Source organism: Variovorax sp. Soil_C_39 (assembly GCF_057656815.1).
Genome location: NZ_JBDGJQ010000001.1, coordinates 355198 through 376058, shown reverse-complemented (window position 1 = coordinate 376058; position 20861 = coordinate 355198). Strand labels below are relative to the sequence as shown.

The 20861-nt window shown below is 69.0% G+C and carries 25 protein-coding genes; 12 read left to right on the top strand and 13 right to left on the bottom strand.

The features are described 5' to 3' along the window. The first annotated feature begins 37 nt into the window (after positions 1-37). The 3 genes from gshA (at position 38) to AC3A6J_RS01685 (ending at position 3158) form a co-directional block, all read left to right on the top strand. Positions 38-1594: a glutamate--cysteine ligase gene (gene gshA, locus AC3A6J_RS01695; RefSeq protein ID WP_487858161.1), complete on the top strand. Its 1557-nt coding sequence runs from the start codon at positions 38-40 to the stop codon at positions 1592-1594. Between the two features lie 202 nt (positions 1595-1796). Further along, a complete protein-coding gene (locus AC3A6J_RS01690) occupies positions 1797-2177 on the top strand; it encodes a response regulator transcription factor (protein ID WP_487858160.1) in 381 nt (126 codons plus the stop codon). Positions 2178-2231: 54 nt separating this feature from the next. Further along, complete coding sequence (locus tag AC3A6J_RS01685; RefSeq protein ID WP_487858159.1) at positions 2232-3158, top strand: SDR family NAD(P)-dependent oxidoreductase; 927 nt, start codon at positions 2232-2234, stop codon at positions 3156-3158. 18 nt (positions 3159-3176) lie between these two features. On the opposite strand, the gene AC3A6J_RS01680 is transcribed toward AC3A6J_RS01685, so the two are convergent. Both AC3A6J_RS01680 and AC3A6J_RS01675 read right to left on the bottom strand, forming a co-directional pair. After that, positions 3177-3536 carry an HPF/RaiA family ribosome-associated protein gene (locus AC3A6J_RS01680; protein ID WP_487858158.1) on the bottom strand — a complete coding sequence of 120 codons (360 nt, stop codon included), beginning with the start codon at positions 3534-3536 and terminating at the stop codon, positions 3177-3179. A 102-nt stretch (positions 3537-3638) separates the two neighbouring features. Then, positions 3639-4067: a CBS domain-containing protein gene (locus tag AC3A6J_RS01675; protein ID WP_487858157.1), complete on the bottom strand. Its 429-nt coding sequence runs from the start codon at positions 4065-4067 to the stop codon at positions 3639-3641. Between the two features lie 223 nt (positions 4068-4290). On the opposite strand from AC3A6J_RS01675, the gene ylqF reads away from it, so the two are divergent. Genes ylqF through AC3A6J_RS01655 form a run of 4 tightly spaced genes read left to right on the top strand, consistent with a single transcriptional unit; the run spans position 4291 to position 6961 of the window. Further along, entirely contained in the window at positions 4291-5250 is a 960-nt protein-coding gene (gene ylqF, locus AC3A6J_RS01670; protein WP_487858156.1) for a ribosome biogenesis GTPase YlqF, read from the top strand. Between the two features lie 13 nt (positions 5251-5263). Then, entirely contained in the window at positions 5264-5866 is a 603-nt protein-coding gene (locus tag AC3A6J_RS01665) for a Crp/Fnr family transcriptional regulator (protein WP_487858155.1), read from the top strand. A gap of 55 nt (positions 5867-5921) precedes the next feature. Further along, the gene (locus AC3A6J_RS01660; protein ID WP_487858154.1) at positions 5922-6485 is read left to right on the top strand and encodes an anthrone oxygenase family protein; all 564 of its coding nucleotides are present in this window, start codon (positions 5922-5924) and stop codon (positions 6483-6485) included. Between the two features lie 35 nt (positions 6486-6520). Then, positions 6521-6961 (top strand): PaaI family thioesterase, encoded by a 441-nt coding sequence (locus tag AC3A6J_RS01655; protein ID WP_487858153.1) that lies wholly within the window; start codon positions 6521-6523, stop codon positions 6959-6961. On the opposite strand, the gene AC3A6J_RS01650 is transcribed toward AC3A6J_RS01655, so the two are convergent. Continuing rightward, positions 6876-8105 (bottom strand): acyltransferase family protein, encoded by a 1230-nt coding sequence (locus AC3A6J_RS01650; protein ID WP_487858622.1) that lies wholly within the window; start codon positions 8103-8105, stop codon positions 6876-6878. The genes AC3A6J_RS01655 and AC3A6J_RS01650 overlap by 86 nt on opposite strands. A gap of 134 nt (positions 8106-8239) precedes the next feature. On the opposite strand from AC3A6J_RS01650, the gene AC3A6J_RS01645 reads away from it, so the two are divergent. Together AC3A6J_RS01645 and AC3A6J_RS01640 are read left to right on the top strand one after the other, a co-directional pair. Then, entirely contained in the window at positions 8240-9145 is a 906-nt protein-coding gene (locus tag AC3A6J_RS01645) for a LytTR family DNA-binding domain-containing protein (protein ID WP_487858152.1), read from the top strand. 156 nt (positions 9146-9301) lie between these two features. Continuing rightward, positions 9302-10504 carry an ammonium transporter gene (locus tag AC3A6J_RS01640; protein ID WP_487858151.1) on the top strand — a complete coding sequence of 401 codons (1203 nt, stop codon included), beginning with the start codon at positions 9302-9304 and terminating at the stop codon, positions 10502-10504. Between the two features lie 6 nt (positions 10505-10510). On the opposite strand, the gene AC3A6J_RS01635 is transcribed toward AC3A6J_RS01640, so the two are convergent. After that, the gene (locus tag AC3A6J_RS01635; protein WP_487858150.1) at positions 10511-10882 is read right to left on the bottom strand and encodes a hypothetical protein; all 372 of its coding nucleotides are present in this window, start codon (positions 10880-10882) and stop codon (positions 10511-10513) included. A gap of 123 nt (positions 10883-11005) precedes the next feature. On the opposite strand from AC3A6J_RS01635, the gene AC3A6J_RS01630 reads away from it, so the two are divergent. Beyond that, positions 11006-11941, top strand: a complete 936-nt coding sequence (locus tag AC3A6J_RS01630) for a M14 family metallopeptidase (protein ID WP_487858149.1) — start codon at positions 11006-11008, stop codon at positions 11939-11941. Positions 11942-11953: 12 nt separating this feature from the next. On the opposite strand, the gene AC3A6J_RS01625 is transcribed toward AC3A6J_RS01630, so the two are convergent. The 5 genes from AC3A6J_RS01625 to AC3A6J_RS01605 all read right to left on the bottom strand — a co-directional run bounded on the left by AC3A6J_RS01625 (position 11954) and on the right by AC3A6J_RS01605 (position 15961). Continuing rightward, positions 11954-12316 carry a HepT-like ribonuclease domain-containing protein gene (locus AC3A6J_RS01625; RefSeq protein ID WP_487858148.1) on the bottom strand — a complete coding sequence of 121 codons (363 nt, stop codon included), beginning with the start codon at positions 12314-12316 and terminating at the stop codon, positions 11954-11956. Then, complete coding sequence (locus AC3A6J_RS01620; protein ID WP_487858147.1) at positions 12313-12603, bottom strand: nucleotidyltransferase family protein; 291 nt, start codon at positions 12601-12603, stop codon at positions 12313-12315. The genes AC3A6J_RS01625 and AC3A6J_RS01620 overlap by 4 nt, the downstream gene beginning before the upstream one ends. A gap of 24 nt (positions 12604-12627) precedes the next feature. After that, positions 12628-13533 (bottom strand): peptidoglycan DD-metalloendopeptidase family protein, encoded by a 906-nt coding sequence (locus tag AC3A6J_RS01615; protein ID WP_487858146.1) that lies wholly within the window; start codon positions 13531-13533, stop codon positions 12628-12630. A 67-nt stretch (positions 13534-13600) separates the two neighbouring features. Next, positions 13601-14128, bottom strand: a complete 528-nt coding sequence (locus AC3A6J_RS01610; protein ID WP_487858145.1) for a pseudouridine synthase — start codon at positions 14126-14128, stop codon at positions 13601-13603. An 18-nt stretch (positions 14129-14146) separates the two neighbouring features. After that, on the bottom strand, positions 14147-15961 hold the full coding sequence (locus AC3A6J_RS01605; protein ID WP_487858144.1) for a glutamine--tRNA ligase/YqeY domain fusion protein: 1815 nt from the start codon (positions 15959-15961) through the stop codon (positions 14147-14149). A gap of 133 nt (positions 15962-16094) precedes the next feature. On the opposite strand from AC3A6J_RS01605, the gene AC3A6J_RS01600 reads away from it, so the two are divergent. Continuing rightward, a complete protein-coding gene (locus AC3A6J_RS01600) occupies positions 16095-16427 on the top strand; it encodes a hypothetical protein (RefSeq protein WP_487858143.1) in 333 nt (110 codons plus the stop codon). Between the two features lie 84 nt (positions 16428-16511). On the opposite strand, the gene AC3A6J_RS01595 is transcribed toward AC3A6J_RS01600, so the two are convergent. From AC3A6J_RS01595 to AC3A6J_RS01580, 4 genes are read right to left on the bottom strand one after another with little or no spacing between them, the layout of a single operon-like run. Continuing rightward, a complete protein-coding gene (locus AC3A6J_RS01595) occupies positions 16512-17348 on the bottom strand; it encodes a LytR/AlgR family response regulator transcription factor (RefSeq protein ID WP_487858142.1) in 837 nt (278 codons plus the stop codon). Then, a complete protein-coding gene (locus AC3A6J_RS01590) occupies positions 17345-18442 on the bottom strand; it encodes a sensor histidine kinase (protein WP_487858141.1) in 1098 nt (365 codons plus the stop codon). The genes AC3A6J_RS01595 and AC3A6J_RS01590 overlap by 4 nt, the downstream gene beginning before the upstream one ends. Then, positions 18436-18738 carry a 2TM domain-containing protein gene (locus tag AC3A6J_RS01585; protein WP_487858140.1) on the bottom strand — a complete coding sequence of 101 codons (303 nt, stop codon included), beginning with the start codon at positions 18736-18738 and terminating at the stop codon, positions 18436-18438. The genes AC3A6J_RS01590 and AC3A6J_RS01585 overlap by 7 nt, the downstream gene beginning before the upstream one ends. A gap of 54 nt (positions 18739-18792) precedes the next feature. Then, positions 18793-19314: a DUF6622 family protein gene (locus tag AC3A6J_RS01580; RefSeq protein WP_487858139.1), complete on the bottom strand. Its 522-nt coding sequence runs from the start codon at positions 19312-19314 to the stop codon at positions 18793-18795. A 221-nt stretch (positions 19315-19535) separates the two neighbouring features. Here AC3A6J_RS01580 and AC3A6J_RS01575 point away from each other — a divergent pair, with 221 nt between their 5' ends. Then, entirely contained in the window at positions 19536-20852 is a 1317-nt protein-coding gene (locus AC3A6J_RS01575; RefSeq protein WP_487858138.1) for an efflux RND transporter periplasmic adaptor subunit, read from the top strand. Positions 20853-20861: the final 9 nt, after the last annotated feature.

Below are 20861 nucleotides of genomic sequence, written 5' to 3'. Positions count from 1 at the left end.
ACCTTCCAGCCCCTCAGGAATTGACGGGCATAACAATATGAGCAGCAGATTGCAGGAGAGGCTGGGTGCGCTCTCGGCCGCGCGGTTGAAGGGGATGCGGCGCGGCATCGAGAAGGAGAGCCTGCGCGCGCTGCCCGACGGCAAGCTCGCGCTGACGCCACATCCGGCCGCGCTCGGGGCGGCGCTGACCCACCCGCATATCACCACCGACTTCAGCGAATCGCAGCTGGAGCTCATCACGGGCGTGCATGCCGACGTCGAGGCGGCGGTCGACGAGCTGACCCGCGTGCACCAGTTCACCTACCGCGTGCTTGATTCGCTGGGCGACGAGCGGCTCTGGGTGTCGAGCATGCCCTGCGGCCTGCCGACCGACGAAACCATCCCGATCGGGCGCTACGGTTCGTCGAACGTGGGGCGCGCCAAGAGCGTCTACCGCATGGGGCTGAGCCACCGCTACGGCCGCCGCATGCAGACCATCTCGGGCATCCACTACAACTGGTCGCTGCCCGACGTGACGAGCGACCAGTACTTCGCGTTGATCCGAAACTTCCGCCGCCACGCCTTCCTGCTGCTGTACCTGTTCGGCGCCTCGCCCGCGCTGTGTTCGAGCTTCGTGGCGGGTCGCCCCCACGAGCTGCAGCCGCTCGGCGACGGCAGCATGTTCATGCCGCACGGCACCTCGCTGCGCATGGGGCGCCTGGGCTACCAGAGCGACGCGCAGGCCTCGCTCGCGGTGAGCTACAACAGCCTCGACGGCTACGGTGCCTCGCTGCAGGACGCCCTCACGCGGCCCTGGCCCGGCTACGAGGCGATCGGCATCCGCAACCTCGGCGGCGACTACAACCAGCTGGCCACGAGCCTGCTGCAGATCGAGAACGAGTTCTACGGCACCATCCGCCCGAAGCGCGTCATCCACCCTGGCGAGCGTCCGTTGCATGCGCTGCGCGAGCGCGGCGTCGAGTACGTCGAGGTGCGGCTGATGGACCTCGACCCGTTCGAGCCCGTCGGCATCAACGCGCAGACGATGCGCTTCATCGACGTGTTCCTGCTGCAGTGCCTGCTCGCCGACAGCCCCGACGACACGCCGCAGGAAATCGCCGAACTGGCCCACAACCAGCACCTCACCGCCGCGCGCGGGCGCGAGCCGGGCCTGCGCCTGCTGCGCGGGGGCCGCGAGGTGGCGCTGGCCGACTGGGGCGTCGAGCTGGTCGAACAGTGCCTGCCGATCGCCGAGGCGCTCGACGCCGCCCACGGCGGCACGCAGCACGCCGAGGCGGTGCGCGCCGCGCTGGCGGCGCTGCAGGCACCAGACAGCCTGCCATCGGCCCGCGTGCTGGCGGCCGTCGAATCGCAGTACGGCAACTCCTTCATCGGCTTCGTGCGCGCCCGCTCGGAAGCCGCGCGCGCCGCGATGCTCGCGCTGCCGTTCCCGCCCGAGCAGCAGGCCGGGTTCGAGCGCATGACCGAGGCCTCGATCCAGGAACAGAAGCGCATCGAAGCCGCCGACACAATGCCGTTCGAGATCTATCGCGAGCAGTACGTGTCGCCGGCGCGGCTGGGCATCGGCTACAGGAACGTGGCCGTCGCGGCCTGAGGCCCGCCAAGGGCGGCCCTGTGTCCTCTGCGTCTCACGGCGCCTCTCCGCCATGACCACAGGCGCGGGCGCCAATCGCCTACAGGCATTGGCCTGCATCGCTCACCGTGGCCGCACACACCGCGGCGACCATGGGACCCATGCAGCTTCCAAGATCCCGCAGCTCCCATTTCAGGCGCCTGGCCGTGCCGGAGATGCCGGCATGACTGTCAAGGCCTACCTCGTCGAGGACAGTGCCCTCATCCGCGACAACCTCGTCGGGTTCCTCCATGACGTGGCCGATGCGGACGTGGTGGCCTGCGCCAGCACCGAGGAGGAGGCCGTCAACTGGCTCGACACCCACCACGACGACTGGGACCTGACCATCGTCGACCTGTTCCTCGAGCGCGGCAACGGCCTCGGGGTGGTGCGGGCCTGCCGCAATCGCCGCGCCAGGCAGAAGGTGGTGGTGCTCAGCAACTACGCGACGGCCGACATGCGCAGGCGCTCGGCCCAACTCGGCGCCGACGCCTTCTTCGACAAGTCGGCCGAACTCGACCAGCTGGTGGCCTACTGCGACACCCTGCGTCACGCGCGCGACTGAAGGGGCGGGCGGCCGCTCGTGCCGCTGCGCTTTTCTGGGGTAAAAGAGCGACCCATGAGCAACAGTACCATCGACTTCCACGGCCGCGTGGCCATCGTGACGGGCGCCGGCGGCGGCCTGGGCCGCCAGCATGCGCTGGCGCTTGCGGCGCGCGGCGCCAAGGTTGTGGTCAACGACCTGGGCAGCGCCGCCGACGGTTCTGGCGGCTCGTCGAGCGCCGCCGAAAGCGTCGTCGCCGAGATTCGCGCAGCGGGCGGCGAGGCCATCGCCAACGGTGCTTCGGTGACGGACTTCGCCGCGGTGCAGGCGATGGTGCAGCAGGCAGTGGATGCCTGGGGCCGCGTCGACATCCTGGTGAACAACGCCGGCATCCTGCGCGACAAGAGCTTCGCCAAGATGGCCCTCGCCGATTTCAGGCTGGTGCTCGACGTGCACCTGATGGGCGCGGTGAATTGCACCAAGGCCGTCTGGGCGCTCATGAACGAGCAGAAGTACGGCCGCATCGTCATGACCACCTCGTCCTCGGGGCTCTACGGCAACTTCGGCCAGAGCAACTACGGCGCGGCCAAGCTCGCGCTCGTAGGGCTGATGCAGACGCTGAGCATCGAGGGCGCGAGGAACGACATCCGTGTCAACTGCCTCGCGCCCACCGCGGCCACGCGCATGACCGAAGGCCTGATGCCGCAAGAGGTGCTCGATGCGCTCAAGCCCGAGGCAGTGGTGCCGGCCATGCTGGTGCTGGCATCGGCGGACGCACCGAACCGCACCATCCTCTGCGCGGGCGCCGGCACTTTCGAGGCTGCGCACATCACGCTGACGCAGGGCGCCTGGCTCGGCATTGGCACCGACACGCCCGAGCAGTTGGCCGAGCGGCTCGCCGACGTGATCTCGCGCGAGGGAGAGACCGTGCCGCAAAGCGGTGCCGCGCAAGGCACCAACGAGGTCGGCAAGGCAATGAAGGCGAACGCGGCGCGGGGCTGAGCCGCTGCCGCGCTGCCGTTACTCGGCGATGAAACCCGGATCCTTGCGAATCGATTCGCGGTCGCGGTGGCTGTGCAGCCGCCCCAGCGTGTGGTCGAGCAGGCGTTTGAGCTTCTCGGTCGCACCGCGGAAGGCCTCGTCGAGCCCGGCGGCATGCTGGGTCACGGCCAGCGGCTGGTGGTGCGCGAGGCGCGCTTCCATCGTGCAGCACTTGTCGGCTGCGCCAGCCTTGTCGTGGTTCTCGTCGCTCAGGTGCACCTCGACGCGTGTCACCTCTCCCGCGAAGCGGCTCAGCTGTTGCGTGATCTCGGTATCGGCCCAACGCTCCAGCGTTTCCTTGTTGTCCACGCCATTGCTCGTGTTGACCTGAATCTGCATGCGAAAACTCCCTGCTCGGATGAATTGGACGAAGGCCCACTTTGCACCCGGATCGGTGCCGTCCGGCGTAGGCGTGTGCCCCTACCTGGGGACAGGCGGTGTTCAGCTCTGGATATAGGTTGTGAGCTGCGCGATGGTTTCCTCGTGGTCGGAAATGATGTCGTCCATCAGATCCTGGATCGAGATCATGCCCACCACCTTGTCGCCGTCGACCACCGGCAGGTGACGGAACTTGCGCTGGCTCATCAGCGCCATGCAGGCACGGGTGCGGGTCTGTGGTGTCACGGTCATCACGTCGGGCGTCATGATCTCGGAGACCTTCACTTCCTTGGAATTCTTGCCCTGCAGCGCCACCTTGCGGGTGTAGTCGCGCTCGGACAGGAAGCCCACGAGCTTCTCGCCGTCCATCACCATGAGCGCGCCGACCTCGAAGCGCGCCAAGGTCTCGAGCGCGTCGAACACGCTGGCATCGGGCGAGGTGCGCCATGCGGCGGACTGGTGGCGCTTGAGCAGTTCGGAGACCGGTTTCATCGCTTGCACTCCATCTATCAAGAATTCTGGCTTCGACCGACGCACCGATGCGCCGCCCTCGAGCAAATGATAGGCGCGGAAGCGCGCACGGCGATGTAAAAAACTTCTGCGCGCGGCGGGGCGCGCTTGCTGCGAACTAAGGTGTCGGTTGCCTGCCCGCAAAGGCTTGCACGATCCCGGGCCACAATGCAGCCCCCGTACCTCAAGGAAAGAACACCCACCGATGGCGATCCAGTGGTTCCCCGGTCACATGCACCTGACCCAGAAGGCCATCACCGAGCGCGTGAAGGACATCGACGTGGTCATCGAGCTGCTCGATGCGCGCCTGCCGGGCTCCAGCGCCAATCCGATGCTTGCCGAGCTCACGGCCGGTCGGCCCGCGCTGAAGGTGCTCAACAAGCAGGACCTGGCCGACCCGGCGCGCACCGCCGCCTGGCTGGCGCACTACAACGCGCTGCCCGCCACGCGCGCGATCGCGCTGGACGCGAGCCTGACCACGCCCGCACAGGCCATCGTGCGCGCCTGCCACGAGCTCGCGCCCAACCGCGGCGGCATGGCCAAGCCGATGCGCGTGCTGATCTGCGGCATTCCCAACGTCGGCAAGTCGACGCTCATCAACACGCTCACGGGCAGCCGCAAGGCCAAGACCGGCGACGAGGCCGGCATCACCAAGCTGGAGCAGCGCATCACGCTGGCCGACGACTTCTACCTGTGGGACACGCCGGGCATGCTGTGGCCGCGCATCGTGGTGCCCAAGAGCGGCTACAACCTCGCCGCCAGTGGCGCGGTGGGCCGCAATGCCTTCGACGAGGAAGAGGTCGCGCTCGAACTGCTCGGCTACCTGAAGGCGCACTATGCCGGCGGCATCGGCGTGCGCTTCAAGCTCGAAGACGACGCCGCCAGCCTCGCCGCCATGACGGACGAGGAACTGCTCGAGGCCATCGGCCGCAAGCGCGGTGCGCTGCTCGGCAAGGGGCGCGTCAACCTGCAGAAGGCAGCCGAGATCGTGATGCACGAATTCCGCGCGGGCAATCTCGGGCGCATCACGCTCGAGACGCCCGAGGAGTTCGCGGCCTGGCTGGCCGAGGGCCAGCGCATCGACGCCGAGCGCGCCGCGAAGAAGGCGGCGCGGGGCAAGCGCGGCAAGGCCGGTCCGCAAGCCACGGCAACGCCGGACGCCTGACCGGAGCAGGCCGGTGTCTTCTGAACCCGCGGATTGCAACTGGATGCAGGCGCTGGCGCGGCGCTTTCCCGAACTCGACGCTTGCGCGCTGGCCGCTCTGGCGGGCCAGGCGCAGCGCACCACGCTCGCGCCGCATGCCATGCTGCTCCCGGCGGGCGCGCCGTGGCAGCATGCTTTCTGGGTCGAACGTGGGATCCTGCGGTTGTTCTACATCGACCGCGAAGGCCGCGAGTCGAACAAGAACTTTCATGCGGAGGATGCCTTCATCTGGCCCGTGACCGATGCGCTGCGTCGCGAGCCGGCGGCCTTCTTCATTGCGGCACTGGAGCCGTCGGCCGTGCGGTGCCTGCCGTTCCCCGCGCTCGAAGCGGCCGTGGCCGGCCTGCCGTCGTGGACCGCGGTGCGGCTGCAGGCGCTCGCGGGCCTGCTCGACGACAAGATGCGGCGCGAGCAGGCCTTCCTGCAATGCACGGCGCGCGAGCGCTACGAGGCACTGCTGCGCGAGCGCCCCGAATGGACCGGGCGCATCCCGCTGAGGCATCTGGCCTCGTACCTGGGCATGACGGACGTCTCGTTGTCGCGGCTGCGCGCGTCCATGGGTCTTATCGGCGGTTAAGGCGCCGCGGCGGCGACGCTGCGACAGTGGCGCTTTTTATTCGACGAGGCACCCCATGTTCCGTTTTCCGCCGATGTCCGTGCAGCTCGGGCTGCACGCGCTCGCCGTCTTCTGCCTGGGCGTGATGGCCGGCTTCTTCTGGACCTACAGCGCCAACGTCAATTTCGCGACGCTGCAGATGGACGGCAACACCTATGCGCAGGTGCAGTCCAGTCTCAACCGAAACGTGCGCCATGCGATGTTCTTCGGCTTCTTTTTCGGTCCGCCGCTGCTGTGCGCGTTGGCGGTGCTGGCGGCATGGCCGGCATGGCGGGAGCGCTGGTTCTGGTGCCTGGCGGCTGCGGGGTTGCTGTATGCGCTGGGCATCGTGCTCTTCACCGCGCGCGTGAACCTGCCGCTCAATGCCTATACCGAGTCGTGGGACCCGCTGGCGCTGCCGTCCGATTGGGCGCAGGTGCGCGAGCGCTGGAATGCCGCGAACCTGTGGCGCGCCTGGGCCGGTTCGACGGCCTTCGGTTTGGCGCTTGCGGCGCTTTGCTTGCGCGGTCCTGTCGCCAAGGCAACTCCTCGCACCGGATCCGTCGCGGGCGCGACCGCAGGCCAAGGCTGCCGTTCGTAGAGTGGCTCCATCCACTTTTCGAAAGCGAGACCGCCATGCTCGACACCATCCAGGCCATCAACAAGATGGCTGCCTTCAACCGCTGGGCCGGCTTCGAGGTCACGCGTGCCGAAGCCGGCGAAGCCGAGCTGCGCATGGCGTGGCGCGAGGAAGACATGGGCCAGTACGCCGGCTTCCTGCATGCCGGGATGATCGGCGCGCTGCTCGACACCGCCTGCGGCTTCGCGGCCTCCACGGTGTCGGGGCGGGTGCTGGCGTCGCAGTTCTCGGTCAACTGCCTCTCGCCCGCGATCGGCCGCGTCTTCGTGGCGCGCGGCAAGGTGGTGAAGGCCGGGCGCAAGCAGGTGTTTGCCGCGGCCGAACTCTATGGCCAGGGCGAAGGCGACAGCCTCAAGCTCGTGGCGACCGGGAACGCCATCCTGGTGCCGGTGGCGCCGGAGCAAGCGGCGCCGCAGCAGCCCCGCGCCGGCGCTTGAGGCCGAACAGCGGCCGAAGCCAGCCGAGGCGGCGGATCAGCCCGTCGGTCAGCAGCCAGCAGCCGCCGAAGGTCAGCGCCACGAGCAGCGTCGGCTCCAGCATCGGGCCCAGCGCCAGCGGCGCCAGCAGCACGATGCCCGCCACGATCAGCGTCTGGTGCAGCATGTACCAGGGAAAGACCGATTCGTTGGCCCAGCGCAGCCACGCCCAGGGCCGGTTCAGGTGGCGGTGCGCATGGCCGAGGATCGTGGCGAGCGCAAACCACAGGTAGAGCATGCGCAGCAGATCGATCACCGCGGGCGGCGGCGTCCCGGTGCGGAGCCTTAGCAGGACGAAAGCACCGAAGGCCGTGGCCGCGAGCGCAAGCGAGGCCCAGCGCAGGCGCTCCAGCTCGCGCCAGATGCCGCTCGCCGTCTCTGTGCCCATCCACCAGCCATACAGGAACACCGTGAAGTAGATGCCGTGCAGGTAGACGTCGTGCACGAGGTCGTGCGTGGGTGGAAAGTGCCGGGCCAGCAGCATCGTCCACGCCGCCAGCGGCAGGGCCGGCAGGAGCATCAGCTTTGCACCGCGCAGCCCGTTGAAGCCGTCGCCGAGCCGGCGCCCCGCGCGCGAACGCCAGAGCGGCAGCGTCAGCGCGACCAGCGCGGTGTAGGCGAACAGATAGGGCAGGTACCAGAGATGGTTCCAGGTGATGCCGAACGCCGCACCCGTGAAGGCGTCGGGCGGCCAGGGATCGTTCATCGGCAGGTAGCGCAGCAGGAAGGCGCCGAAGCCCGGCGCGACCAGGCCCCTGGCCATGCCTTCCGCATAGGCCTGGTACGGCACCACTACCGCCATGCCGAAGGCCAGCGGCAGCATCAGCCGCAATCCGCGGCCCCGCAGCAGCTGCCAGGTGCCCTGGCCGCGACACAGGAAAGCCAGCGACACGCCAGAGATCAGGAACACCAGGTCCATGCGCCAGATGTTGAGCGCGCGCATCGGCCACTGCAGCCATTCGGCCGCGTGCGGGCTCTTGAGGTGCCAGGGCCAGTCGGCCACGTAGTACATCGCCACGTGGTAGAGCATCACGAGCCCGAAGGCGAGTGCACGCAGCGCATCGATGTCGTGGCGGCGCGAGGGCGGGGCGGGGTTCGGATTCATGCGCTGCATGGTGGCGCCTCCCCGCCCGCTGCGGGCTGCCCGGTGACGAAGCGGCGGGCTTTTGTGACGAGCGGTGGCCAGCGAGGGACGGAATTCACCGGCCCCGTAGCCCGAAGGTCGCGAGAATGCCGGCCATGAGCGATGCCTCCCGCAACCTGTACGAGCGCTACGAACCCGTGCGCCGGCGCGTCGAGGTGGGTTTCTGGATCGTCTTCATGGCGCTGCAGGCGCTTTTCAACACCACAGTGGCGCTGGTCGACGCGCGCGACCGCTCAGTGCCGCGCGCGGGTTGGGAGATCGTGACCTGGGAGGTCTCGAGCCATCTGGTGCTGTTGGCGCTGGTGCCGGCCGTGGTCGCGCTCCAGCGCCGGCTTGCGCCGCTCGCGCGCAACCGGCTGCTGCACTACCTGGCCTGGCACCTGGCCGGCAGCGTGGTGTTCAGCCTGGTGCACGTGGCCGCGATGTTCGCGCTGCGGGCCCTGGTCTATGCGGCCGCCGGCGAACGCTACGACTTCGCCGGCTGGACCGGCCGCTGGGGCTACGAATACCTGAAGGACGTGCGCGCCTACCTGGCGATGGTGTTCGGCATCTGGGTGTACGGCGTCTTCATGCTGCGGTTGCAGGGCGAGGCGCGCGTGCTCGATGCGCCGGAGCCGGCGCCATCGACAGCGCCCGAGGAAAGGCCAGCTTCGGCGGCACCGCCGCCACCAGCGCGGCCGGAGCGCTTCCTGGTGCGCAAGCTGCGGCGCGAATTCCTGATCGCCGCGGGCGACATCGACTGGCTCCAGGCCCAGGGCAACTACGTCGGCCTGCACGTCAACGGCCACGACTACCTGCTGCGCGCCACGCTGACCGACTTTCTGGGCCAGCTCGATCCGGCGCTCTTCGTGCGCGTGCACCGCAGCCATGCGGTGAACGTCTCGCGCGTGAAGGAGATCGAGCCGCTCGACGGCGGCGATGCGCGGCTGCACATGCACGACGGCAGCACCGTGCCCTGCAGCCGCCGCTACCGCGAAGCGTTGCGCGGCACGGCCGCCTGAAAACCGGATGCGGGCGCACCGCGATGCGGCGCCCGTTTCGGTGCGCGCGCACCACAGAGACGCTCTTTGGGCACCGTTTTTGCTTCTGCGGTCCGCCGTGCTGCCGAATGGTGGCGCGGCGCACCAAATCCAACCACAACAAGGCAAGAAGCTCCCATGGACGCACTCAAACAGGGCGCAGACGCGCTGTTCATCCTTCTCGGCGCGATCATGGTCCTGGCCATGCACGCGGGCTTTGCTTTTCTGGAACTCGGCACCGTGCGCAAGAAGAACCAGGTCAACGCGCTCGTGAAGATCCTGGTCGACTTCTCGGTGTCGACCCTCGTCTACTTTCTCGTGGGCTACGGCGTCGCCTACGGTGCCCATTTCTTCGTGGGCGCGACCGAACTGGCGGCAAAGAGCGGCTTCGAGCTCGTGAAGTTCTTCTTCCTGCTGACCTTCGCGGCGGCCATCCCGGCCATCATCTCGGGCGGCATCGCGGAGCGCGCCAAGTTCTGGCCGCAGCTCATCGCCACCGCCGTCATCGTGGGCCTGGTGTATCCGTTCTTCGAGGGCATCGCCTGGAACAAGCATTTCGGCATCCAGGCATGGATCGCCGCCGTCACCGGCCATGAATTCCACGACTTCGCCGGGTCGGTGGTGGTGCATGCGATGGGCGGCTGGCTCGCGCTGCCGGCGGTCATGCTGCTCGGCGCCCGCCGCAACCGCTACCGGGGCGACGGCTCGCTCTCGGCGCACCCGCCGTCGAACATCCCGTTCCTCGCGCTCGGCGCCTGGGTGCTCTGCGTGGGCTGGTTCGGCTTCAACGTGATGAGCGCGCAGACCATCGACAAGATCTCGGGCCTGGTCGCCGTCAACTCGCTGATGGCAATGGCTGGCGGCACGCTGGTGGCGCTGGCCATGGGCCGCAACGACCCCGGCTTCGTCTACAACGGCCCGCTCGCGGGACTGGTCGCGGTGTGTGCGGGCTCCGACCTGATGCATCCGCTCGGCGCGCTGGTGGTCGGTGGCGTGGCGGGCGCGATCTTCGTCGCCATGTTCACGCTCACCCAGAACAAATGGAAGATCGACGACGTGCTCGGCGTCTGGCCGCTGCACGGCCTGTGCGGCACCTGGGGTGGCATCGCGGCCGGCATCTTCGGCACGCAGGCGCTCGGCGGCATCGGGGGCGTGAACGTGGGCGCGCAGCTCATCGGCACCGCGATGGGTGTCGCCTGGGCCCTGGTGGGCGGCTTCGCGGTGTACGGCGTGCTCAAGGCGACCATGGGGCTGCGGCTCACGCAGGAAGAGGAATACGACGGCGCCGACCTGTCGATCCACCACATCTCGGCCACGCCGGAGCGCGAAGTCAACTGGTGAGGCTCATCAGCACTTCTGGAAGCGCTTGCACTCCGCCGCGGCGCGCAGGGCGACCACGGTGTTCTCTCCGTCGATGCGGCGCGCGACGAACGCCACGGGCGAGCCATCGGGGATGCCATCCAGCAGCGCGCGATCGGCGAGCCTGAAGGTCTGCGTGGAAAACGGCAGCTTGGCGCGCGGCAGCAGCGTGAGGCGGACGTAGGGCTTGCCGGCGTCCTCGTGCGCGGCGACGAAGCGCGCGCGCGTGAACACCGGTTGCTGCTGTGTTTCGGCCGCGGGCGGGTCCGGTCGCCGAGCGGCGTCCTGCGCGTTGGTGGCCGTGGCCAGCACCAGGCTGAGCCAGGCAATCGACAGGTGGCGGGGCGACGGGAACGGCATGCGCGGGCTCCGTGGTGTTGCGGGCATCGCATTGTCGATCGTGCAAGCTTCGGCAAAGCCAAAGACGCAGGGCGGCGGCTGTAGCAAACTCGCGCCACATCCGCTCCTTCACCACCGGCCGCCATGACCCAGACCCCGCCCACCTTTGAAGTCCTCCCGCGCGATCTTTCCGCCTACCGCGAGGGCAATGTCGGCATCGACTACGTGCACCGCTTCGAATCCGGCCGACCCGGCCCGCACGTGCTCATCAACGCGCTCACCCACGGCAACGAGATCTGCGGCATGACGGCCGCCACGCACCTGCTCGACAACGCGGTGCGACCGAAGATCGGCACGCTCACGGTGAGCTTCGCGAACATCGACGCCTACGAATCGTTCCAGGAAGCGTCGCCCTACGACAGCCGCCAGATCGTGCACAACCTCAATCGCGTCTGGTCGCCCGAGTGGCTCGATGGCGCCGAAGACAGCCCGGAACTGCGCCGCGCGCGCATCCTGCGGCCCGTGGTGGAGGCGGCCGACCACATTCTCGACATCCATTCGACGAGCCAGCCCGTGGTGCCGTTCTGGGTCTACCCGGCCTTCGAGCGCAACGCCAGGGTCGCGATGGCGATCGGCCACCCGCCGGTTCACCTCGTGATGCCCGACGGCCTGGGCTCGGGCACGCCGCTGATCCAGTACGGCCGCCATGGCGGACCCGACGGCGAGGGCGTGGCGATGGTGGTCGAGTGCGGCCAGCATTTCCTGCGTTCCGCATCGGACCTGGCCACCGAGGTCGCCCATGACTTCCTGGCCTTCTTCGGCCTCATCGACCCACGCCCCAACGCATCCGCACCGGGGGCCCAGCGGCGCTTCCAGCTGCTGCAGACGCATGTGATCCAGAGCGAGGACTTCGCCTTCGTGCGTCCGCTGATCGGCTTCGAGACCTTCGCCAAGGGAGAGCTGATCGCCACCAATGGGCCCGAGGAGATCCACGCGCCCGTGGACGACTGCACGGTGTTCATGCCCGCGCAGAAGGTGATCGTGGGACGCGAGGCGGTGTATCTGACGAAGCCGATCTGAGCGGCGGGCCGGTCAGCCCACAGCGTGCAGCAGCTTGGTGATCTGCCTCCGGAGCGATGGCAGGTCGCTCTGAATGGTCTGCCAGACGATCGCATGGTCTACCGTGAAGTAGCCGTGCGCAAGTGCGTTTCGCATCTCGTAGGCCACGCGCCAGGGGATCTCCGAATGCGCGGCCGCGAAGGCTGCGTGGTGCTTCACGACGTTGTTGCAGGCCTCTCCAATGACTTCGAGATTGCGCAGGACTGCGTCCTGAGTCTTGCGATCAGCCAGGTATGTTTCGCGCACAAAGCCCTCGGTGTAGGCCTCGATGTTGCCAATCGCCTCAAACACATGGCCCAGGTAGTCAGAAACTCGCCGGGTATCTGCCCGCGTCATAGCAACACGGCTTCGCGCAGCACCTGCTCCCGGAACTTCGGCGGCAGTTCGTTCGGCGTCAGCACATCGACCTCCACGCCCAGCAAGTCCTTGAGTTCGTGGCGAATCGCGCCGATGTCCATCATGGTCGTCTGCGCCGTGGGTTCGACGAGAAGGTCGAGGTCGCTGTCCGGGCCGTCTTCGCCGCGCGATGCCGAGCCGAACACGCGCACACTGCGCATGTGATGGCGAAGGGCGATCTCGCGGATGCGGGCGCGGTGCAGGGAGACGGCTTCGGAGGGGCGCATGGGGCGCAGTGTAGTGCGGCCTTGTCAGGCTGCAACGAACAGCGCCGGGTCCACCATCGCCCGGTTCAGCATCACCGACCAGTGCAGGTGCGGCCCCGTCACGCGGCCGGTCGCGCCGACCGCGGCGAGCTGTTCGCCGGTCTTGAGCAGGTCGCCCACCTTCACGTCGATGCGGCTCAGGTGGCAGTACATGGTCAGGAGGCCGCCGCCATGGTCGAGCCAGACGGTGCCGCCGTTGAAGAAGTAGTCGCCGGTGTCGATCACGCGGCCGGCGAGCGGCGCGACGACGGGCGTGCCGGTGGCGGCGGCGATGTCCATGCCGCTGTGCGGATTGCGCGGCTGGCCGTTGAACACGCGGCGCAGGCCGAACGAGCCCGAGCGCCGGCCGGGCACGGGCACGCGCATCTGCAGCGCGGCGTCGGGGCGCAGCGCGGTGCGGGTCGCGGTCACGGTGGCGAGGTGGTCGCGCTCGCGCTCGAAGCGCGCCTGGTCCTCGGCCGAGAGGTCGACGGTGCGCGGCGCCACGTTCAGGCGCTGTTCCCGATATCGCTTGTCGGCCACGGTGTAGGCGACCTGCCGGTCGCTGCCGTGGTCGGTGCGCACCGTGATGTGCGCCTCGCCGGGCGTGGCCGCGAGGGGAATGCCGACGATGGCGGTCCATTCGATCGCGTCGCCCAACACGAGCAGCGGCTGCTCGCCCGAGAAGGCCGCCGGCCGCTCGGTGGCGGGTCCGAGCGACAGGCGCGCCACGCCGCCGGGCACCTGGCTGGGCTGTGGCCAGACGCCGGCGTGCGCCGGCTGTTGCCTTGCCGGCGCGGCTGCGGAGGCTGCGGGGACGGCGAACAGGCCCAACGCGCCGAGCAATGCCAGGCGGCGGGTCAGTGCGGGGGCGAGAAGGTCGGGGGCGGTGTGGGGTCGGATGTCGTGCATGGAGATCGAATAAAAAAACTGCTGCAACCTGCAACGCATTGCCGCCTGCCGCCTGCCGCCTGCCGCGCTACGCGCGCCAGGCGCCCGGCGCCAGGCCCTCGAGCGTGTGCGGCCCGATGGCCACGCGAACCAGGCGAAGCGTGGGCAGGCCCACGGCGGCGGTCATGCGCCGTACCTGCCGATTGCGGCCTTCGCTGATCGCAAGTTCCAGCCAGGTCGTCGGAATGTTCTTTCGCTCCCGAATGGGCGGCTGGCGCGGCCATACGTCGGGGGTGGTGTCGAGCACGCGGGCGCGGGCCGGCCGCGTAGGACCGTCGTTGAGCTGCACGCCGTCGCGCAGCGCGGCCAATGCGGCGTCGGTTGGCATGCCTTCAACCTGCACCCAGTAGGTTTTCTCCAGCTTGAAGCGCGGATCGGCGATGCGCGCCTGGAGCCGGCCATCGTCGGTGAGCAGCAGCAGGCCTTCGCTGTCGGCGTCGAGGCGGCCGGCCACGTACACACCCGGCACCTCGATGAACTCTTTCAACCCCCGCCAGCGGCCCTCGGGCGTGAACTGGCTGAGCACGCCGTAGGGCTTGTTGAAGCGTATGAGCAAGGTCGCTTTCTGTCTTGCCTACTTGCTCCAGCCGTCCCGCATGCCGGCCGCCCGGTTGAACACCCGCTTGCCTGCCGCATCGGCCTTGCTGTCGGCCACGAAATAGCCATGACGCTCGAACTGGATGGCCACGCCGGGCTCGGCCGTCGCCAGCGAAGGCTCCACGTATGCCGGGCAAACCTGCAGGCTCTGCTTGTTGAGCTCGTCGAGCAGTTCGCCGCTGCCCGGATTCGCCGCGGCGAAGAGCCGCTCGTACAGCCGCACCTCGGCCTGCAGCGCATCGGCCGCGGCCACCCAGGTGATGTTGCCCTTGACCTTGACCGCGTCGGCGCCCGGCGTGCCGCTCTTGGTGTCGGGCACCAGCGTGGCCTGCACCTCGACGAGCCGGCCTTCGGCGTCGCGCGTGCCGCCGGTGCATTCGATGACGTGGCCGTACTTGAGCCGGACCTTGTTGCCGGGGAACAGCCGGAAGAAGCCTTTGGGTTGCACGTCCTCGTAGTCGGTGCGCTCGATCCAGACCTCGCGGCCGAGCTTGAACGCGCGCTTGCCCATTTCGGGATGGTGAGGGTGCACGGGCGCCGAGCACTCGTCGAACACCTCGTCGCCCCCCATCGCTTCACCCCAGTTGGTGATGACGAGCTTGACCGGGTCGAGCACCGCCATGGCGCGCGGTGCGATCGGATCGAGCGTGTCGCGCAGCGCCGCTTCGAGGCTTGCGTAGTCGATCCAGCCGCCCGACTTGGTGGTGCCGCTGCGTTCGCAGAACAGGCGCAGCGCCTCGGGGGTGTAGCCGCGGCGGCGCAGGCCCGCGAGCGTGGGCATGCGCGGATCGTCCCAGCCGTCCACGTGCTTCTCTTCGACCAGCTGGCGCAGCTTGCGCTTGCTCGTGAGCACATGCGTGACGTTGAGCCGCGCGAACTCGTACTGGCGCGGATGCGGGCTCGCGATCAGGCCGCCTTCGGCCAGGCGGTCGAGCAGCCAGTCGTAGAAGGGGCGCTGGTCCTCGAACTCGAGCGTGCAGATCGAATGGGTGATCTGTTCGAGCGCATCTTCGATCGGGTGCGCATAGGTGTACATCGGGTAGATGCACCACTTGTCGCCGGTGTTGTGGTGGGTGGCGCGGCGGATGCGGTAGAGCGCCGGATCGCGCATGTTGATGTTGGGGCTCGCCATGTCGACCTTCGCGCGCAGCGTGGCGGCGCCGTCGGCCAGCTTGCCGTCGCGCATCTCGCGAAAGCGCGCCAGGTTCTCTTCGGGCGTGCGGTCGCGGAACGGGCTGTTCCTGCCGGGTGTGTTGAAGTCGCCGCGGCTCGCGCGCATCTCGTCGATGCTCTGCTCGTCGACGTAGGCCAGGCCGGCGCCGATCAGGTATTCGGCTGCGCGGTACATGAAGTCGAAGTAGTCGCTCGCGAAGTACTCGTGCGGCTGCAGCGTGCCGGGCGCGCTCGGGCGGTCGGCGAGCAAGGTTTCGTAGCCCAGCCACTGGACCGCATCGCGGATCGCGTCGACGTATTCCTGCTCTTCCTTCTCCGGGTTGGTGTCGTCGAAGCGCAGGTGGCAGACGCCGCCGTATTCGCGGGCCAGTTCGAAGTTGAGCCAGATGCTCTTGGCGTGGCCGATGTGGAGGTAGCCGTTGGGTTCGGGCGGAAAGCGCATGCGGACCTTGGCCGGGTCGGGCATGCCGTCGGCATGATGGGCGGCGTCACCGGGCGAGCCGCCCCATTGGCGGCCGGAATAAGCCCCCTGCGCGAGGTCGTTCTCGATCACGTGGCGCAGGAAATTGCTCGGGGCAGCGGCGGTTTTCGCGCTGTCTTTGTCGGTCGGGGAGGTCATTGCGGCATTCTAGATTGCGCTCTTTTGCCGTTACCTTTGGCAACGTTCTTCACATTCGCGCGGGCAACCGGTTTGCATTTGGCGCGTTCAATACCTACATGGGCGGCAACGCCCCAACCAGGAGTTCCAGATCATGAGCCTCACACGTTCAACCTTCTTCAAATGGACCGGCGCAGGTCTCGTGGCCTTCGGCGCCTTGTTTGCGGCCACTTCGGCCAGCGCCCGCGGCGACGTGAGCTGGTCGATCGGCGTGGGCATCCCGGGCGTGGCCGTGGGTGTGGGCGCCCCGGCCTACTACCCGCCGCCGGCGCCCGTGTATTACGCGCCGCCCCCGCCGGTGTACTACCGCCCGCCGCCGCCGGTCTATTACCGTCCGGCCCCGGTGTACTACGCGCCGCCGGCCTACTACGCACCGCGCGGCCACTACCGCCATCATCGCCACCACCGCCATCAGCACTGGCGTTGAGCCGGTGCGGCATCGCCAGACGGTGCCTTCCCGCAAGATCAGGAAGCCGGTCCCTCGACGGGGCCGGCTTTTTTCATGGCCGTTTCACATGGCGCGAAACAGATGGGCATAGAGCCGGCTGACGGGGATCTTCTCGGGCCGGCCGCGCAGCGCGAGATTCAGCTTGCCGGCCTCGTCGCGGTGCACTGCCTCGATGGCGGCGCTGCGCACGACCACGGCGCGGTGCACCTGCCAGAAGGCCTGCGCATCGAGCTGGGGCAGCAGCTGCTTGAGTGGGGTGCGGATGAGGTATTCATGGCGCTCGGTGAGCACGCGCACGTACTTGTCCGCGGCCTCGAAATACAGCACCTCGTCGACCGGCACCATGCGCACGGTGGCGCCGCCGGTCTCGCTCGCCGCGATCATCCGCAGCGGCGCCGCGACGGGTGACTGCGCGGGCGGGCCACCGGCACCGGCACCGGCGGCGAGCAGCCGCCGCCACTGCGCGAGTGTCTGCTCGAGCGTTTCGTCGCTGGCGGTGGCGGTAGGGCGCTGGGTGTCGAGCGCCAGCCGCAACCGCTGCACGGTCTTCTGCAGCCGCGCGGGCTGCACGGGCTTGAGCACGTAGTCGATGGCCTGGGTCTCGAAGGCGCGGGCGGCGTATTCGCCGTAGGCGGTCACGAAGACGAGCTGCGGCAACGGCGCTTCGTCCGCCGGCCAGCGGTCGGCCAGTTCGGCGGCGGCGCCGAGGCCGTCCTGGCCGGGCATGCGGATGTCGAAGAAGAGCACCTGCGGCAGCAGGCGCAGCGCCTCGTGCACTGCGGCGTTGCCGTCGCGCGCGATCGCGAGCACCTGGAGTTCGGGCCAGGCCGCGGCGAGTTCGGCCTGGAGGGCCTGGGCGAGCAGCGGCTCGTCTTCGGCGATGAGGGCGGTGGGGTTCATGCGTGGGGCTGCAACGGAAAGCGCAAGGTGGCGCGGGTGCCGCCCGCGGGGCCGGTCGTCAAGTCCATGCGGCCCCGGTCGGCGTACATGGCAGCGAGCCGCTCGCGAACCTGGCCGAGCCCGAAGCCGCCGCCATCGCCCAGCGCGCCGGGGTGTGCAGCATCGAAGCCCCCACCGGTGTCGCTGACTTCGATCACGAGCTCTGTGTCGATCCGCCGCGCGCGCACTGCGATCTCGCCGCCTTCGACCTGCGGCTCGAGCCCGTGGCGGATGCTGTTCTCCACCAGCGGCTGCAGCAGCAGCGGCGGCACGGCCGCGTTGCGCAGCTCGTCGGGCAGCTCGAGCGTGTAGCGAAGTCGCTCGCCCATGCGCACCGACATCAGTTCGAGGTAGTCGGCCAGCCGGTCGAACTCGGCCGCGAGCGGGTGCGAGAGCGCGCGCGAGCCGCCGAGCGTCATGCGCAGGTAGCTGTTGAGGCGGTCGAGCATGGCCACGGCGCGCGGCGGATCGGTGGCGATCAGCACGCGCAGGTTGGCCAGCGTGTTGAACAGCATGTGCGGCTCGAGCTGGCTTTCGAGCAGCTTGAGCCTCGCCTCGGTGGCATTGCGCTGGGCCAGATCGAGCTGCTCCTGCATGTACCGGCCCTTGCCCAGGGTATAGAACAGGTACGACATGCCGGCCGTGGCGGCCAGCGTAACGCCAATGGTGGCGATCACCTGCACCCGGCCGGATTTGTAGAACGTCAGGATCTGCCGACCGCTCCAGGCGTCGCCAATGGTCTGGCCGACCACGAAGCCGATGGTCACGCTCACGGCCACCAGCACGATGCCCCGCGCGCCGCGAGGCCAGCGAACCGGCTCGCCGCGGGTCAACAGCAGCCGGCCGGCCTCGATGCACAGCCAACTGATCAGGCCGATCGAGAGCGAGTAGACGAGCTGGTTGCTCCACTTGCCGTCGGCCCCGCGCATGGTGGCGGCCATGATCGCGGCAATGACGCAGCAGCAGGCTGCCGTGATCAGGCCATGGCGCAACAGGTCGCGCAGCGTGCCAGCGCCCAGCAGGCCGCCGGAGGCGGGCGCCGCGGACTCTACCAACGGCCGCCTCCGTGCAGCGCGCGGCGCTCGCGCGCCACCAGCCGGTCATAGAAGCCACCGCCGGTCGTGACGAACCAGACCACCGTTCCGTGGATCAACAGCCCTAGGCCCCAGCCCAGCAGCGGATACACGGCCCAGGTGTGGCCGCGCGAGGCCGAGAGGGCGACCAGGCCGAGGTTCACCAGCACATAGACGAAGGCATGGATGAACCAGCCGAGTTTGGCGCCGGCGCGGCGCCGGGCGAGCCGCTCGAGTTCGGAGGCAGAAGCGTGGGTGTGGGGCTGTGCAGGGTTCATGACGGTTCTCCGTGAGGGGGTTGAAGAAAAATGTCGATGAAGCGGCTGGCGATCTTAGGCCGGGCGCACTTCGGGTGCCATGGCGGCGGTGCGGAGCGCCAGTTTCCACAGGCGCAGGGCCCGCGCGGCGAAGATGCCGCTGAAGGCGCCATACAGCATCGGAATGCCGACCGCGAAGGCGGCCTGTCGGTGCAGCGCGGGGTGCAAGGCCAGCGCCACGCCGACCGCATACTTGGTGAAGAAGATGCCCATCATCAGCACCAGCGGCACGGCGCTGCCGGGCAGGTGGAAGCTGCGCGCGGCGGGGTCGTAGCGGACGCCGGCGGGCAGTGCAGCCTGCAGCACCGCCAGGCCCATGGCGGCCGCCGCGAGGCTCCAGCCGAGCAGGGCACCGGGCGAAGGGCCGAAGGCCGTGAGCACGCCCGCCAGCGACAGGCCGGTCATGCCGACCGACACCGCGGTCAGCCGGCCGAGTCCGCTGCGGCCTGGCAGCAGCTGCCTTGCGCCCAGCCACAGCAGGAGCACGAAGACGGCGAAGACCCACTTCGGGGTGTGAAGAATGATCTCGAGCAGCATGGCGGTTCCAGAAAGAAAGCTTCGATGGAGCGGACTGTGCCGATCGGTGGCCGGCGCGGCCATCGGCGTGCGACGAAATGCGCCACGGCGGCGCGAGGCGCGGCGACGGCGTGCGAAACGTGGGCATTCTTTGCAGCTTTACCGTCGCTTTACGGTCCGACAGACAGGCGCGCTACGATCCAGCGGTCCACTAGCGGCTGTACTGCGCACTGCCCCACCCCATGGAATCACCGACCTCCGAGCCTTCTTCCGGCGATTCGCCTGCTGCCCCACCGGCACACCCCGTCCCTTCTCCCTCTCCGCGTCCGCCTTCGCGCCGCCGGCGCTGGCTGGGCAGCCTGCTCGCGCTGCTGTTGCTGCTGGCTGTCGGTGCGGGGGCCTGGTACCTCATCAACCGCAAAGACAGCGCTGCAGGCGCGTCGCGCTTCGGCGGCGCGACCGTCACGGTCGGCCATGCCGCGGCGCGCGAGACCGAGCTGCCGGTCACCATCGATGCGCTCGGCACCGTGACCCCGCTCGCCACCGTCACGCTCCGGGCCCAGGTCGGCGGCGTGCTGACCGAGGTGATGTTCACCGAAGGCCAGACCGTGGCCAAGAACCAGCTGCTCGCGCGCATCGACCCGCGCCCCTACGAGCAGGCGCTGATGCAGGCCCGTGGCACCCGGGAACGCGACGAGGCGCAGCTCGCGGCCGCGCGCGTCACCCTTGCGCGCTACCGCACGCTGCTCGGGCAGGACTCCATCGCGCGGCAGGAGGTCGACACCCAGGCCGCGCTGGTGCGGCAGCTCGAAGGCACGGTCACCACCGACCGGGCCGCCGAAGCCTCGGCCAGGCTGAACCTCGACTGGACCCGCATCACCGCCCCCGTGGCCGGCCGCATCGGGCTGCGCGCGGTCGACCCGGGCAACACCATCACCGCCAACGCGACCACCGGCATCGCGGTCATCACGCAGATGAACCCGATCGACGTCCAGTTCTCGGTGCCGCAAGACCGCGTGCCCGACATCCAGGCCCAGCTCGCGCGCGGCGAACCGCTGCCCGTGACCGCGTTCGACCGCACGCGCGCGGCGACGCTCGACACCGGCACCTTCTCGACGCTCGACAACGTGGTCGACACCACCACCGGCACCGTGAGGGCCAAGGCCCGCTTCGCCAATGCGCAGACCACGCTGTTCCCGAGCCAGTTCGTCAACGTGCAACTGCTGCTGCGCAAGCTGCGCGCCGTGGTGGTGCCGGTGACGGCGGTGCGCACCGGCCCGAATGGCGACTACGTGTATGTGATCAACGAGGACCGCACGGTCTCGATGCGCGCGGTGAAGCGCGGCGAGGCCAATGCCGAGGTGGTAGCGATCACCTCGGGCCTGCGTGCCGGCGAGAACGTCGTGACCGAAGGCGGCGACCGCATCAAGGACGGCGCGGTGGTGCAGTTGCAGGGTGATCGGCCCGGCGCCGGCCCGCGTGGCGGTGCGGCCGGCCCGCGTGGCGCGGCATCGGGTCCGCGTGGTGGAGAGCGCCGTCGCCAGCGCCCGCCGCAGTGATCGAGGTTG